Origin of the sequence: Stappia sp. P2PMeth1, assembly GCF_900185735.1 — a bacterium.
Classification (GTDB): Bacteria; Pseudomonadota; Alphaproteobacteria; order Rhizobiales; family Stappiaceae; genus Stappia.
The window spans coordinates 195,387-209,137 of the sequence record NZ_FYAW01000009.1 but is presented as its reverse complement, the minus strand read 5'-3'; the positions used below and the strand labels follow the sequence as shown (position 1 = coordinate 209,137).

General features: G+C 65.0%; 18 protein-coding genes and 1 pseudogene. 14 read left to right on the top strand and 5 right to left on the bottom strand.

What is annotated here, in order from left to right:
* Nucleotides 1-27 precede the first annotated feature (27 nt).
* From P2PM1_RS03970 to P2PM1_RS03950, 5 genes are all read left to right on the top strand, one after another.
* Nucleotides 28-543, top strand: coding sequence for a hypothetical protein (locus tag P2PM1_RS03970; RefSeq protein ID WP_186398201.1), 516 nt, complete (start codon nucleotides 28-30; stop codon nucleotides 541-543).
* Nucleotides 540-1,160, top strand: a complete 621-nt coding sequence (locus tag P2PM1_RS03965; protein WP_186398200.1) for a hypothetical protein — start codon at nucleotides 540-542, stop codon at nucleotides 1,158-1,160. The genes P2PM1_RS03970 and P2PM1_RS03965 overlap by 4 nt, the downstream gene beginning before the upstream one ends.
* A 337-nt stretch (nucleotides 1,161-1,497) precedes the next feature.
* Nucleotides 1,498-1,764: a hypothetical protein gene (locus tag P2PM1_RS03960; protein WP_186388275.1), complete on the top strand. Its 267-nt coding sequence runs from the start codon at nucleotides 1,498-1,500 to the stop codon at nucleotides 1,762-1,764.
* Between the two features lie 23 nt (nucleotides 1,765-1,787).
* Nucleotides 1,788-1,958, top strand: coding sequence for a hypothetical protein (locus P2PM1_RS03955; protein WP_186388276.1), 171 nt, complete (start codon nucleotides 1,788-1,790; stop codon nucleotides 1,956-1,958).
* 3 nt (nucleotides 1,959-1,961) lie between these two features.
* On the top strand, nucleotides 1,962-3,200 hold the full coding sequence (locus P2PM1_RS03950; protein WP_186398199.1) for a hypothetical protein: 1,239 nt from the start codon (nucleotides 1,962-1,964) through the stop codon (nucleotides 3,198-3,200).
* Here the strand turns inward: P2PM1_RS03950 and P2PM1_RS03945 are convergent.
* The 3 genes from P2PM1_RS03945 to P2PM1_RS03935 are packed head-to-tail and all read right to left on the bottom strand — an operon-like array spanning nucleotide 3,172 to nucleotide 4,727.
* Nucleotides 3,172-3,666: a hypothetical protein gene (locus tag P2PM1_RS03945; RefSeq protein WP_186398198.1), complete on the bottom strand. Its 495-nt coding sequence runs from the start codon at nucleotides 3,664-3,666 to the stop codon at nucleotides 3,172-3,174. The two genes, P2PM1_RS03950 and P2PM1_RS03945, sit on opposite strands and share 29 nt — an antisense overlap.
* Before the next feature lie 51 nt (nucleotides 3,667-3,717).
* Nucleotides 3,718-4,206, bottom strand: coding sequence for a hypothetical protein (locus tag P2PM1_RS03940; RefSeq protein WP_186398197.1), 489 nt, complete (start codon nucleotides 4,204-4,206; stop codon nucleotides 3,718-3,720).
* Nucleotides 4,203-4,727, bottom strand: coding sequence for a hypothetical protein (locus P2PM1_RS03935; protein ID WP_186398196.1), 525 nt, complete (start codon nucleotides 4,725-4,727; stop codon nucleotides 4,203-4,205). Before P2PM1_RS03935 ends, P2PM1_RS03940 begins: the two co-directional genes overlap by 4 nt.
* 85 nt (nucleotides 4,728-4,812) lie before the next feature.
* Between P2PM1_RS03935 and P2PM1_RS03930 the strand changes: the two genes are divergently transcribed.
* From P2PM1_RS03930 to P2PM1_RS03890, 9 genes are all read left to right on the top strand, one after another.
* Nucleotides 4,813-6,105, top strand: a complete 1,293-nt coding sequence (locus tag P2PM1_RS03930) for a HEAT repeat domain-containing protein (RefSeq protein WP_186398195.1) — start codon at nucleotides 4,813-4,815, stop codon at nucleotides 6,103-6,105.
* Entirely contained in the window at nucleotides 6,102-6,536 is a 435-nt protein-coding gene (locus tag P2PM1_RS03925; RefSeq protein WP_186398194.1) for a hypothetical protein, read from the top strand. Before P2PM1_RS03930 ends, P2PM1_RS03925 begins: the two co-directional genes overlap by 4 nt.
* Before the next feature lie 156 nt (nucleotides 6,537-6,692).
* Nucleotides 6,693-7,553, top strand: coding sequence for a tetratricopeptide repeat protein (locus tag P2PM1_RS03920; RefSeq protein WP_186398193.1), 861 nt, complete (start codon nucleotides 6,693-6,695; stop codon nucleotides 7,551-7,553).
* A gap of 32 nt (nucleotides 7,554-7,585) precedes the next feature.
* Nucleotides 7,586-8,857: a hypothetical protein gene (locus P2PM1_RS03915; RefSeq protein ID WP_186398192.1), complete on the top strand. Its 1,272-nt coding sequence runs from the start codon at nucleotides 7,586-7,588 to the stop codon at nucleotides 8,855-8,857.
* A gap of 36 nt (nucleotides 8,858-8,893) precedes the next feature.
* Nucleotides 8,894-9,586, top strand: a complete 693-nt coding sequence (locus P2PM1_RS03910) for a hypothetical protein (RefSeq protein ID WP_186398191.1) — start codon at nucleotides 8,894-8,896, stop codon at nucleotides 9,584-9,586.
* 8 nt (nucleotides 9,587-9,594) lie between these two features.
* The gene (locus P2PM1_RS03905) at nucleotides 9,595-10,182 is read left to right on the top strand and encodes a hypothetical protein (protein WP_186398190.1); all 588 of its coding nucleotides are present in this window, start codon (nucleotides 9,595-9,597) and stop codon (nucleotides 10,180-10,182) included.
* Nucleotides 10,179-10,907 carry a hypothetical protein gene (locus P2PM1_RS03900; RefSeq protein WP_186398189.1) on the top strand — a complete coding sequence of 243 codons (729 nt, stop codon included), beginning with the start codon at nucleotides 10,179-10,181 and terminating at the stop codon, nucleotides 10,905-10,907. Before P2PM1_RS03905 ends, P2PM1_RS03900 begins: the two co-directional genes overlap by 4 nt.
* Before the next feature lie 70 nt (nucleotides 10,908-10,977).
* Complete coding sequence (locus tag P2PM1_RS03895; RefSeq protein WP_186398188.1) at nucleotides 10,978-11,451, top strand: hypothetical protein; 474 nt, start codon at nucleotides 10,978-10,980, stop codon at nucleotides 11,449-11,451.
* Nucleotides 11,448-12,773, top strand: a complete 1,326-nt coding sequence (locus P2PM1_RS03890) for a hypothetical protein (protein WP_186398187.1) — start codon at nucleotides 11,448-11,450, stop codon at nucleotides 12,771-12,773. Before P2PM1_RS03895 ends, P2PM1_RS03890 begins: the two co-directional genes overlap by 4 nt.
* Before the next feature lie 56 nt (nucleotides 12,774-12,829).
* Here the strand turns inward: P2PM1_RS03890 and P2PM1_RS03885 are convergent.
* Nucleotides 12,830-13,023: pseudogene (locus P2PM1_RS03885) on the bottom strand (IS3 family transposase); the annotation flags it as partial.
* Nucleotides 13,024-13,263: 240 nt separating this feature from the next.
* Nucleotides 13,264-13,722, bottom strand: a complete 459-nt coding sequence (locus P2PM1_RS03880; protein WP_186398186.1) for a MarR family winged helix-turn-helix transcriptional regulator — start codon at nucleotides 13,720-13,722, stop codon at nucleotides 13,264-13,266.
* Nucleotides 13,723-13,751 lie beyond the last annotated feature (29 nt).

The following is a 13,751-nucleotide window of genomic DNA, read 5'->3' as shown; positions in this document are numbered from 1 at the left end:
TCCTGCGACAACAGGAGGATAGCCCCCATGAAAGCGACACCCGCCCGTCTCGCCCTTGTCATGTCCGCGGCGCCCGGCTTTCCCGCCTGGGCGCGGCTCCCCGCCGGCGGCGAAGGCATCAGCGGCCTCCATGCCGGGAGCGATCTGCGCGAACACGGTGAACATGGCGTCGTGCCGGACATTGCGGTCAGCGACTTCGAGGGCCGAACGGAGTTGTGCATCGACGGCACGCTGGGCTTCGGTCCTGTTCTCGCCGGAGCGAACCGTGAATTTGCTGATGCCGCGGGCAGCTTCGCGATCTGCGGGTTCCTCCTGACAAAGCCGCGCGGCGTCAACAATGCCGGTCATATCGAATTGCAGCGCGAAGCGTGGCTGCCCGAAACGGGGGTTTACGGTTCAGCCAGTTTCCACGGCCAAGCGGCCCGGCACGATAGCGGATTGTGGCAGATCGCCGGCACACCTCTGGCCGGGCCGAAATCGGAACTCTGTTCCGATCTGATCGCTCCCCGGTCCTGCCATCGACAGCGGATCGGCGACCAATGACCAGCGCCCTCGAACAGAGCCAGCATGGCCATGTCTTCCGACCTGGTCGGCTTCGCCGACAACGGGCCTATTGGCTGGACGGCGCCGTGCTGCATTGGCGCATTGGCTCCAGAGAGGGCCATGTGGCGCTCACCGATATCGCGTCCCTGCGCCTCAACCTGCCCGCGCCCCCCCGGCTGGCGGCGAGCTGCGTGCTGGTCGAGAAAACGGGCCGGGTCCACAAGCTCTCGGACATCTACTGGCCGCGCTGGACGAGGGAGGAACGCCCCTATTGGGGCCGGCTCCAGCGGCGCGAGGCCACGTTTCGCGCCCTGACCTTCACTCTGGCGCGCCGGCTGAACAAGGTCAACCCGGACGCTATTCTCGAAACGGGGCCGGGCCGGGCCGAATGGCTCGCTACCTGCGTCGTGGCCCTGCTCGCCGCCGCCATCGTCATCGTCGGTATCGCGCTGATGGTTGTTCACGGCAGGTTCGAGCCTGCTGCCGCTGCCTTCATGGCCGTCGCTGCGATCTATCTGCCCGTGCTCTGGCCGGTCATCCGTTCGGGCGGCCCCAAACCGCTCCACCCGGACACCTTGCACAACGCCAACCCACCACCCGACTGGGTGGATTGGTGATCTGACTCTACGTGCCCCCCTGAAGAGGGGGGAGAACCGACCGCGCTGTCCCGACAAGATGACATTGACAACTATCCAGAGGGAAAATCCAAATGAAGCATCCGCTCAAGATCGCCCTGGCCCTGTCCGTAGCGGCACTTCTATCCGCCTGCAGCACAGCCGACATGGAACATTTCACATCCGGCGGTCCGGGCGTTTGGCCGAACGGCACGTCCTACGGCTCGTCCACGTCTGTTCGCACCTACCAGCCCCCCAGGTGCTACCAGACATCGCGCACGCATCAGACATGCTACAACTGACGAAGCGCGGGTAGCGGGGCGCTGGCCCAGGGGCACCCATGCGGTCGATCATGTTCAGCATCGTCTTCGCCGCTATCGTCGCGGCGCCCGCGCATGCCCAGCTTCCCTTCACCCTGCGGGACTGCCTCGCCGATCGGGACGCGGACGCCAGGCTCCATATCTGCTCGATCATGTCCGGCACCGAGGAGGAAAAGGCGTTGAGCGACATGCAGGGCGCCATCGCCGATTTCCGGCAGGTGATCGAGGAGAACCCGGAGCATATCGGCGCCCGTCAGGCTCTTGCTGACATGGCTGCACAGCCATGACGCACGAAACGGAGGCGCCCGTCATGACCTTGCGCAGAAAGATCACCGTGGTCGCCCTTGTCGTGCTCGGCGTCCTTCTGGCAGCGGGCGCGTTGCTGGGCTTCTGCGACGTCTACCAGAACCATATCGCCAGGGATTGCGGGGCTGAGTGCGGCACGCCACCGTCCGACGGAACCGTTAGCGGCGGGTTTTGAGGGATGGCAGGGGCAAGTGATCGCTACGAGCATCATTTCCATGAGCACACCGTCGATCAGTACGACAATCTGCTGACGCTGGCGCGCTATCTGGTCGTCAATGCCGGGAAGATCGGCGCCGCTGGCGGGCTGCTGTTCGATCGCGCCTATATGCCGGATTTCGAGCCGATGCCCGAGGGTATTGCCGCTCATCCCCCCGCCGCCCTGCCGCCGCTGGCCCATGGTCCTTTGGCCGGCATCGCGGCGCTGCCCGGCGAGGACTGGCAAGACTATTGCGAACGCGCTTTCGGCATCGAAATTCTACCCTTCGACCCCTTCTGCCTGTGGCTGCAATCGCCGCTCTGGGCCAGGACCGAACCGAGCGCCAAGGGTGCGGGGCTCCGGATCGTCTATCTGCTCGATGTCGGCGTGCCGCACGATCATGTCGAGATTTCCATGGGCCAGGCCTGGACCGATTATGACAAAATCGGCTTTCTGTGGGACAAACTCGATCTGCCCCTCGAACTCTTCAAAACCGGGGTTCACACGCCGATCCGGGAATGGCCCGAATGGATCGGCGCGTCCACGCTCAACGCGCGCCGCGCCGCCATCACGCTCAATGCGGACAATCTGCGCGAAACCCTGATCGAACGCGACATCGCCCGGCCCGAGGATATTGCGGGCCTGAGCGACGAGGACATCCGTCAGCTCGAGTTCACGACTGGCGCCTTGCCGCGCAGCTACCGCGATGTGCTTTCCCTGATCGGCCATCGGGCCGGGCGGCTGGTGGACGACCGCGAACTCCAGATCTACGCTGATCAGTTGCCCGAGGTGAACCGCATGGGACGCGAAAGGCGCGCGGAATGGGAGGCGGAGGGGGGAGATCCCGTTCCCGACGACGCCATCTTCATCGGCGCGCGCTATGGCATGTCACCCTGGTTCATCCTGCAGGACAGCCGCACCCACTTCCCCCCTCGCGGGGATTCCCCTGTCTTCCTCTTCGATACGGATACGGGAAAAGTCACGCAGACCTCGATCAGCGTCTGGGGCTGGGTCGAGGGGCTGGTCCGCGATGCCGAAACCTTCATCGCCGAGGGCATCCCCGAGAAGAACGCCCGCCGGGGCTATTCTTCCGGCCTCCCGCCCCTGGCGATGAAGTACAAGCAGCAAGCGGAAAGGGATCGCAATATCACCATCGCCATGATGGCGGGCGCAGTGCTGCTCGGCGTCGTTCTCAGCCTCGTATATCTACTGACGACCTGACCGGCACGAACAGCCGGCGTGCCAATGCCGCGCAGGCGATGGCGGCAAGGAGATGCGCGGCGATGACAAAGGCATACTCGGCAGGCGTTTCGACGCGCAAGGGGTCCTTGCCCCCGAAGTCGGGAAGGCCGAGGCCCAGTGGAACGGCAAGCGCCACAAGCCCGCAAAGGGCTGCGAGGACAAGTGGGACGGTGCCGGTGCGCCGATACCAGAGCGCCATGGCAAGGCCGACGAGGATCCCCTGGAGCCAGCCGCACGCGAAGGCCATGTAGATGCCGACAACGACGACAAAGATCAGGCCCTTCAATGAACCGGAGGGCATGAACCGAACGAACTCCAGCAAATCGCCAAGGCCGAGGGGGGCGACAATGACGATCCCCACGAGCGGCCCGAGGACGGCGAACAGCGCAACGATGCCGGCAAACCGCCGCCAGCAACGCCGGTGCCGCCGGTCCGTTTCAGCCATGGGTTCAGTCGTCACTACTCCCCCCTTCCCAAATTGCCGGGATTGCCGACGCTATCGGAAAATCCGGCGCACGATCCACGTGCAGACGACCGTCGCCAGCACGTGCGCGACAAGCAGCGCACCAACCCAGCGCACCAGTCCTTCCGGCGGCACCACCGCGGTGACCGCAATCGACATCAGCAGCCAGACAATGAGCGCGACAACGAGCGCGGTCCGCCAGGAGATCTCGCCCTTGCGCCGGTCGCGAAATGCGACCGCAAGACCGACCGCCACAGCGGATATGCTTCCGAAGGCATAGGCTCCTATGGCGAAAAGCGCTGTTCCCATCACGATGCCGCCCCAGAACAGCCGGGCGATGTCGGAAAAATCGCCCCGGGCGATCTCGACACCCACGGCATAGACCGCGAAAAGCCCGTTCACCGAAAACGCACCCATAAACGGGCCGAGCAGGGCATAACTGGCGACGATTCCGATAGGCCGTCCCCAGGATTGCGAACGCGGCCGAGGCTGACCCGCCATCGTCGGGTTTGGCATGTTCATTGGTTTTCCCCCATTCCGGATCTGCTCGACACGGCTGGACGGCCGAAGATCACCCGCGCCACCAGCCAGCACAGGCCTGCCGCGGTCAAATGCGCGAGCAGCATGGCGAGTTGTGCGATCCGTTCGCCTTCCGAAGCCCAGGCAGGATCGCCCTGACGCAAAGCGGCAAGACCACCCAGCGCCAGCGCGCCACCAAGGGCGACATGAAGGGAGATCACCCCTTTGCGGGCATCCCACGCGGCCGTCGCAACGCCAATCAACAGCGCCGGGACGCCTCCAACGATGTAGGACAGCGGCAGGCCGAACGCGGTGCCGAGCAGCAGCATCCCCGAGAACATGCGGGTCCTCGCCATCCAGCCGTCGACGGCAAGGTCCGAACTTGCAGCCAGCGTGGCAAGAAGGATCGAGATGGCCAACCCGCCGACCGGCGGTCCGAGCACCACAAACACGGCCACGATGCCGGCGAAACGGCGGATGGAGGGTTGGGGTTTGCTGTCCTGGACCTGCCGCATATCTGTCATGATGACAGGCTGCACGCCGACACCGGGGGCCGCACCCCCCCGTTTAGGGGGGTGCCGGATTCCTGCGACACCATACGCTCACGTCATGTCGGAGAGCCTCGTCAGTATCGTCACCCTCACCGCTTTCGCCGTCGGCCTGTTTTATCTCATAGGCGGCGTCGCCCACATGCGCTCGCTGGTCCTGGATTCGATGGCCGGCGAACTTCTCACTATGCTGGGCGATGGCGAGGCCGGCCGAGAGCGCTGGCGCGCGCGCGTGCTGACGGCCGGGGCGGCGCTGACCTTTGCCTCCGGGCTTTCGCTGCTGGCGCTATCGCGCTGGACATTGCCGCTCTTTGTCGCCAACGCGGCGCTGCAAGGCTTCTATCTTGTCTGGGCGACGCGCGCCTTCTCGCCGCAAGAGGGTGCGGAACCGAAGGGCCGCCGAAGCACGGTCCGCGCCTTCATCCTCTATCTCGCGGCGCTCGGCTTCGTCGTCGCGCTCGACCGGCTCGGCCTGTGGCACGTCTGGCTCGAGCCCGTCCTTGTCGAACTGGCGGTCATCGCCGCGCCGACAATCGCGATTTCGTTGTTCTTCCAACGACGGAGCAGACCGGCGAGCACCTCTTCCCGCCCGGCGCTGGACCAACGGCCTGTCGAAGCGACGGAGCCACCGGCGCGCCCTGAACGCCTGCGGCTCATGCCCGAGTATCACTGCGCACCGCTCTGGGACGACGTGCGCGGAAACAACATTGACCCCGGCGGCCTCGGATTGAGCCCTGAATTGTTGCAACGCCTCCATAGCTGGGATGCCCTGTTTCAGGCGACCTTCGATGAGGCTGATCCCTTCGCCTCCGGATTTGGCGACATCGCGGCAGAGCACGCCTGGGCCAAACAAGGCAATGCCATCGTACAGGCCCTCGCAAGAGAGTGGCCTGGACCGCTCAGCAACCAGATTTCCGCGCTCGCCATGCTGGTGCGCGATGCCCGCCAAGACCTTGGGCCTTGGGACGAGCTTCCCGAGGATCGCCTTGCGGCGATCGGGGAGAAATGCGGCGTTGCGGAGATTGTGGCCGCCATCGTCTGGCTCGACGAACTGTCTCGCGAAACCGACGCCTTGCCGGAGTGGGATGGCGACAGCCAGGACGACATCGCAAGAGCGCGGGCAATGCTCCACGGCATTCTGGCGAGGGTTCCCGGCCGCTATATCGAGATCGTCGCCAGCGGTCTGCAAAGCCCGGAATGGCATACCCGTGTCCATATCGCCATGGCGTTGGCCGGGCACGACCGCGCTCGCGCCCTGCCGATCCTGCGCGATGCGCTGACGCGCGAGGAAGACGAAACCGCCCGCCAACTGATCGCCATCATATTGGCTGATGCCGAAAGCGAGGGACAATGACACGAGGCAGTCCGAACCGCATTGCCAGCCTCGCGCTGATTGCTGCCACCATGAGCGCGCCGGTGGCACTGGCCCAGGATTTCTCCCCCTATTTCAAGACGACCGGCAGGGGCGCCTACGACCTCTACAACGACACAGTCCTGTGCAGCGCGGTGCTGGAGCGAGCGCTCGAAACCGACCCGCAGGGCGAACAGCGCCCGGAGTTCGGCAAGGGCATCACCTACACCGTCAACTTCGCGCGGTTCCTGCTTGAAAGCGGCGATGTCGTCGACATGAGCGGAGCGATCCTCGCGCCCGGCAACCTCCCCGTCGACCGGCGCAATGCCCGCGCCGACTGGCAGGCCGTTCTCTTTTCGCTCGAGGAAGAAGGCGAGACCCCGGATGCCGAGATCGCCCGCTGCCTTCGTCTTTACGGACATGACTGGGAATGATGGTGCCACAGGGCTGGGCCGAATTCGACCTGCGCACGGCCCTGGGGCCGCATATCGGGCTCGGCGATGTGTTCTGATCCCCCCTGTTCAGGGGGGTGAGCGCAGTTCCGGCGGTCGATAACCTGCCGGCACGATTTCGCGGATTGGAGGATAGCGATGCGTTTCTTGGGTACTGTCAACGCGGTTCGTTCCCTTCTGCTCGCTATCGCACTCACCCTTTCATTGACCATCCCCGCCTTCGCGCAGAGCTTCGAGGACGGCCAGGCCGCCGCGCAACAGGGAGACCCCGCCTCCGCCATCGCGATCTGGACGCCATTGGCCGAGGCCGGGAATCCGGACGCGCAATACTGGCTGGCGGAGTCCTATTGGGGCGGTTGGTGGGGCGTGCCCGAAAACCCTGAGCGAAGAGCGTACTGGCATATGCGCGCCGCCGAACAGGGTCATGCTCCATCCTTCGTCCAGTTGGGTCGGATGTACGACTCGGGCCATCATTTCGCGCAGGACGATGCCGCAGCCGCTGAGTGGTATGCCCGTGCCGCCGAAGCGGGAAACGCGGACGGCCAGTATGCGCTTGCCCATCTTTATCAGGAAGGTCGCGGCGTAGCACAGGATCTGGAACGGGCGCACGTCCTTTGGGAAACCGCCACCCTGCAGGGTCACGAAGCCGCCAGGCTCGAACTGTGTGAGAGATCCGGCCGCTTCTGCCGTACCTGCGTCGCTGATCCCCAAACGTTAGAGATACGGCAGTTGCGGGGAAGTGACCCGATGTCATTTCTCGAGGAACAGGAACTCATGACCGCCTCGTGGGCCTGGGACGATGAGATCATCATCGAAGGAAAAACCTACAGGAAATCGGGTCTGCCGCAGGTCCGCACGTTCGATGTGCTCGAGTTCTTTGCCTTCAGGGACAAGGTGCCGTTCATGATCGACAGTGGAGATGGACCGGAGCCCAACGTGATCTACGCGCTCTACAAGGGCCTGGACTGCGAAGTGCAGCCTTACCGGATCGCCTTCTGAGAGCCGTCCTCCCGGACCTGCGCCTTCGCGCCGTGGTCGATCTGCAGGACCCTTCACAACAAGAGGCTCTTGTGATGTGCAATTTGGCCCCAGGTGCGGCAATTATCGCGATCTGCTCCCTTACCTTGTCCCTATCCGCCGCCCCGACCTTTGCCGGCATGGTGACGTTTCAATCCACGCGGTTCTCGACCGCCAAGCCGGTGCCGCATCTCCATTACGAAGGCGATGTCGTGCCGGGCGATCTCGATCGGATCGTCGCGGCAGTCCGTCGGTATGTCGACTGCGATCCCAGGACGCTGCCCGATACGGGTGGGAACTGCGCCGTCTTAACCATGACCAGCGAGGGCGGAAACTATGTCGAAGGCCTCAAAATCGCGCATTTCCTCCGCGAAAACGCCATCGCCACCTGGGTTAAGACAGGTTCCTATTGCTATTCGGCCTGCGCCTTCGCCTTTCTCGGCGGCTCGGGCCATTCGTCCTGGCCAGCGACGGGAGACTATATCGACCGCATCATCGAGCCCGGCGCCGCGCTCGGCTTCCACGCGCCCTATGTGACGGCGGACTCGCTTGGCCAACTCGTCGCCCAATATGGCGTCGAGGAGGTCCTGGGCGGCAACCGCGAAAGCATCGCCCTGATGATCGACCAACTCGTCTACTGGAATGTCGATGACGGCGTACTCTCGCGCATCACCAATATGGGCGCCGACGAGGCCTATACCGCATCCACCGCGCAAGATCTCTATCTGCTGCGCACCGCCCTGCCGAACGCGCCGCGCCGGATGTGGGCGCCAGACCCGGCCGAGGCACTGCGCAATGCCTGCATGCGGCTGCTCGCCCATCATCAAGACGTCTGGCCCTATGACGTGCGGGACAGGGTGTCGGGCGAGATCATCTACAATCTGGGGACCGATGATCGCGGATGGGATCTGTCGGGATACCAGCTCGTCGGCGCTCCCGGCGGGCTGACCGTTTCCTATTGCGCTGTCCACACCGCGGATGCTCATCTGGGTGCCAACGCGGACGTCGCGCTCTATTATGGCCCTGGCGTCGAAGGCCATATGCGCCCTGCGCTGACCTTCTTCCACCGGCCCGAAGGCTGGTCCACCCTCGCCACCGGCGGGGTGGCTGCCCAGCGCATTTTCCAGAAGGGCGGCATCGGCCATTTCTTCATGCCGCCTGACGCCGAGCTTGGCGGCGCCCATGCCCTGACCTGGCGGCTGGTGGGCGAGGACTTTTTGAAAACCGGTCGGCTCGGACAATACCCCCCTGAACACGGGGGTGAGCGCGGCATCCTCCGCCGCTAGCCTGCATCCAGAGTTTGATGGATCGGGAGGATTGAGATGCGGTTTTCGGGTTTCGCAGGCTGGATGAGGGTTGCGCTCGCTGGCGGAACCACGACACTGGCGGTGCTTGGCGCCGCGCCTGCGACGGCCCATGCCGAAACACCCGATGACGCGGCTTTTGTCGCCGCCTTTGGCGAGGTCTGCATCCCCAAGCGATTGAGCTATCGGGGTACGCTGGCGCTGGCCGAGGATCTGGGTTGGCGTCCTGTCGTCACTGGTGACAACGCAGAATACGACCGGTTCATTACCCATGCCGCCGACCTGCTGGCAAGCGAGGTCGCAGAAGACCCGGACTTGTACCAAGGATCGGGCGGCGCGTGGTTCACCCGCCAGATCGGCGGTCGCTCCCATCTTCTGACGGTCAGCTACCTGCTGACCGGGGTCATGGATACCATGGGGTGCCATCTCTACGACTTCGGAGCCGCAGCGCCCCTCGATCCCGAGGCGGTGACGAGGTTGCTGGGACAGCCCATCGCCTACACCACGGATGGCGGCGACCCATTCTACGCCGTCGATCCGGCCGTGCTCGTCACCACCGTCTGGGGGCCGCCGCCCGGCCTGCCGCGCACGCTCGACACCTATCTCACCTTCATTCCCGAAGGCAGCGAGGTGGCAGCTAAGACGGGGTTCACAGGTTTGACGCTCAAATTCTCGACCTCGTTGCCGGATCGCGCGGAGTTCGAACAATGACAAGGCTGTTGACCGCCGCCGCGCTCTTCCTTCTTCCCCTGGCTGCGCTGGCCCAGGGTCCGGTCGTCGGCCCGGCGACCTGCGAGGCCGAGCGGGCCGTCTATGAAATGACCGCCCCCGATACGGACGAGGTCTGGCGCATCGGCCTTGTGCCGGCGCGCAACATGGCCAGCATCGCCTCCGATCTCTATCTCAAGCTGACCACGCCCCGGCGCGACTACTGGTTCACCTTCTCCGTCTCCCAGGGCTATGCCGGCATATCGGTCTTTCCCGTCACCGATCCATACGCGGAAGGAGGCCCGCGCGACCTGCTCGGCCCGCCCTTCGGTGCGAACCCCAACGGCGTCACCGACCCCGACATCCTGAACGCCCTGCATTTCTTCACGCTCGACGCCGAACTCAATATTGCCTTCGAGCCTCCCATGAGCGGCGAGGAGGCGCCGCCCTATATCATGCTGCCCGAGATCGGCCGCGCGCTCTGGTACGACGCCGCGGCGCTGACCGACGATGAAACCGCCGACCGAGATCCGATGCCGCGCGGCGTGTTCAGGTGCACGGGTTGCCTGGTCGCTCCGCATCCACAGGCAGGGCTATGAGAGCGGCCCTCCTCGCCCTGCTTGCAGCCCTCACGCTGCCCGTCCCGGCCAGCGCCGAGTGGAGTTGCGCCGACGCGACTTATGCGTCCGAGGTTTGCCCGTGGTTCCGTGAGGCGCCGTGGTTCGGTGAGGCGGCGGATGGCTATGCGACGCCGGGCGTGGGAATGCGGTGGTCGAGCGACGGCTACCCTCCCGGCAGCGCGGCCATGAACTGGAACGACGGCATCTATGTCATCGCCACCCTTCCAGCCGCCGGGCCGCGTGACGCCGCCGCGCTGCTGGTCGACATCGCCTATGAACCACATTGGCAGCAGGGTCAGGCGCGCGCCCTCACGCCGGAAGCCGTGATCGTGCGGCTGGGGGAAAAGGATTGGCGCGCCGACGCGCCGGAGTACCCGCCGCCTACTTCGGACCGGGTCCACTGGCCGCCGCTCTATGTCGAAGGAAATCTCTACCGTTTCACCTTCGGCCCCGATCTTGTCGCCGCCATGCTGGCCGCCAGCGCCACCGCGCCGCACAGCTACCGGGACATCTTTCTCAGTGACGATCCAGCGGCGGTGCTGCGTTTCGAAATCCTCTTCCGCGACGCCGATGGCGGAATGGTGTCCTCGAACGATATTCTCGAGATCAACAGCGGAATATGCGAAACAAATTGCCAGCCGCGCCTGTCCCTTGCCGGCTTTGCCGAGGCTTATGACGGGAGCGCGGCGGATGCCAATAAGTGAGCCTACGTCGGCAAGCGAGACGTCGCCCCTGGTTCCGCCATCCTGGTTCGAGGGTCTGACCGGCGGAGAGATGCCGCTCCGCATCGCCGCCGCTACCGCGCTCGACGACTTCGCGGATGCGCTGAGCAATGCCCCGCGCTGGCTGCTGGAAACGGGGAGCGGCGGCGCGATAACGCTACGGGTTTGCTCGCACCGCCAGGGGGAACGGCTCGAAATCCTGGTAGAGTGGGCCGGCGAGCGTGCGCAGATCGTCCTTGAACCGCACGCTTCGGACTGGCTGTCGATTGCCGCAGTGTGTAGAGGCCAAGAGGTCTTTCGCGCCTGGCTCGACCGCCCCTATGAAGAATTTGAGTTCTGGCCCAAAGGTGCGGCGATCCCAAGGCGCAGGAGGATCGATGCACCAGGACGCATCGGCAAGCGGCGCAACTGGATCAACCTCTCGGCAGCGGCATGGCCGCAATTGGCGCGGTTCGCCAATGCGGCCGGCATCGTGGCGGCGATTGAAGCGGGAGGGCCGGTGCCGGAAAGGTCGGGTCAGCCATGACACTGCGTGCGGGACATCGGCGCAGGTTGCGCGCCGGTTTGGTGGTCGCCGCAGCGCTGGCGCTCGCTGGGTGCTACGAGACGCAGATCCCGATCATCACGCAGCAGAACGCTCACGCCAGCCCGGTGATACCCGATGGCCGATATTGCGAGATGACTTTCGAGGATACCCGCCCGGTCACGGGGATTGGCCAGTGTATCACCCTGACCTGGGTGGACGGAGCCAATGGCTGGCGCACAGACAATCTTCTGCTTCCGGGCGACGAGCATGGCGTCTCCATACGCGCCCGCAAGCTGGGTCACGGAAACGATGCGGTCGGCCTCAGTGGCTTCTTCATGGTGCAGGCCGGCCCGCAACCTCGTCAGGCCGCCATTGGCGGGCGAGCGGTTCCTGTCGCCACGGCCCGCCTGATGGCGGTGCTGAGTAGGGGTGACATGTTCGCGATTGTCGATGCGCACCTGCGGCAGGAGGACATCATCACCCGCGCACGAGAGCGGGATGTCGGGCTTGCGATCAGTGAGCGCCGGCCGACCATCGCATTCTTGAGCCGGCTTACGTTGGATAGGGCAGACCTCGTCGGAGCCTGGCTGGCGCGCGAACTGACCCACGAGGTCCATGCCGCCGCCTTTCCTGGGGCGGAGCCGGAAAGGAATGCGATCCGAATCTTCGTCCCTGGCGACGTCGCCGACAGGGAGGGGCCGGATGGGCTGGCTGCGCGCGCCCGGACGATGCTCGATGCGGTGGTGTTCGAGGCCGGCGTTCTCAATCAGGCGCTGAGTCTCGGCCAGCCGCCGGCCCGGATCGATCCCGGCCTGCTCGATCGGACCACACCGCAGGTATCGCCCGCGCCTTCGTCTCCGCCCGGGACGCCATCACCGGCGCAACCCGCGCCTTCTGCCATGGCTGCGGCCGTCCAGGCCCCCTACGACAGGTTTCGGCGCTGCATGGGATTGCTGGAAGGTGCCCAGTCATATGCCACCGTCCTGTCGGTCTCTCTCGGAAACATGGCAAGGGAGGCGCACTTTGCCGGCCGCACTGAGACAGCCGGCAAAGTGCGGGGGCTGCGGGATGCAGTGAAAAATGAGATGGCCGTGCTCACCGCGCTCAAGGCGCATTGGGTGGATCTGGAGGAACGATTTGAAGCCCTCGGAGCAGACCGACGGGCGGGCGAAGCAAGCTTCCTTCTCGGCAAGACGGAATTCGGCATGCCGGACGAGAGCCGCCTATGGTCCGGTGGCGGAGAATTGAGAGCCGCCTTTCAAAAATTGCAGACCAACAAGGATACCGTGACGGCCTGTTTCAGTTCGATGGCGACACCATAGAGCGTGCCGCTGACCTTGCCCCTGTGTGGCCTGCTGCCGGTTTTTCGGACACCAGGTTAAGCTGACATAGCTTGTTCCTCGATCTCGACGGGGCGGAGATGACCGAGTGCCAAGTGCGTCGCCGAGGGTTGCAGACGCGCTCGATGTCATCGAACACATCCGCCCTCGCCTCATCCCGCGCCCTGTAGATCTTGCGGGCTGCCCGCTCGGTTTTCAGCGAGGAGAAGAAGTTCCCAGCCGCAGCAATGTCCCGGCCGAATTCTGCCGGGAAGCGACGGCTGGATCTGGACGGGATGATCGGCTCGGTTCCTCGTCCGGTCAGGACGTCGCGCAACCAGTTCGCGTCGAAGGCCCCGTCGGCGTGGGCGAACTCGCCCGGCACCGGCCAGGTCTGCCACACGAACCAGTCGCGTGGAGATGAGAGCCGCCTATGGCGGGGTAGGCGGATGCGAACCGGTCCGGCTCTTCGCCGTTGTAACTCCGCTCCCGCCTATTGCAGCTTCTTGAGGAGGCGATGCAGGGTGCGCTGCTCGGCGGAGGTGAGAGGAGCCAGCGTTTCGGCGCTGACCTTCAAGCCGAGCGGCGCGGTCGCCCTGAACCGGGCCCAGCCTTCGGCGGTGAGCGAGATGAGCTGGCGGCGACGGTCGGACGGGTCGCGGTCGGCGCGCAGCAGGCCACGGGCGGTCAGCCGGTCGACGACGCCCTTGGTGGTCGCGACATCGAGACCAACCGTGCGCCCGAGCTGGTTCTGGGAGACCGATCCAAGCTCGGTAAGCCGGGCAAGCACGGCGAACTGCGTCGGCGTCAGATCACCGATGTGCTCGGAAAACAGCACCGCGTTGCGCTGGTAGGCCTTACGCAGAAGATAGCCGACCTGCTCGTCGATCACATAGCCGTGGTCGGGAGACAGGGAGGCCTCCTCGACCGTGTCGTCGGACTTGTTCGTCACGAATATGTCCCGGTTGTTGCCGCGGAGCG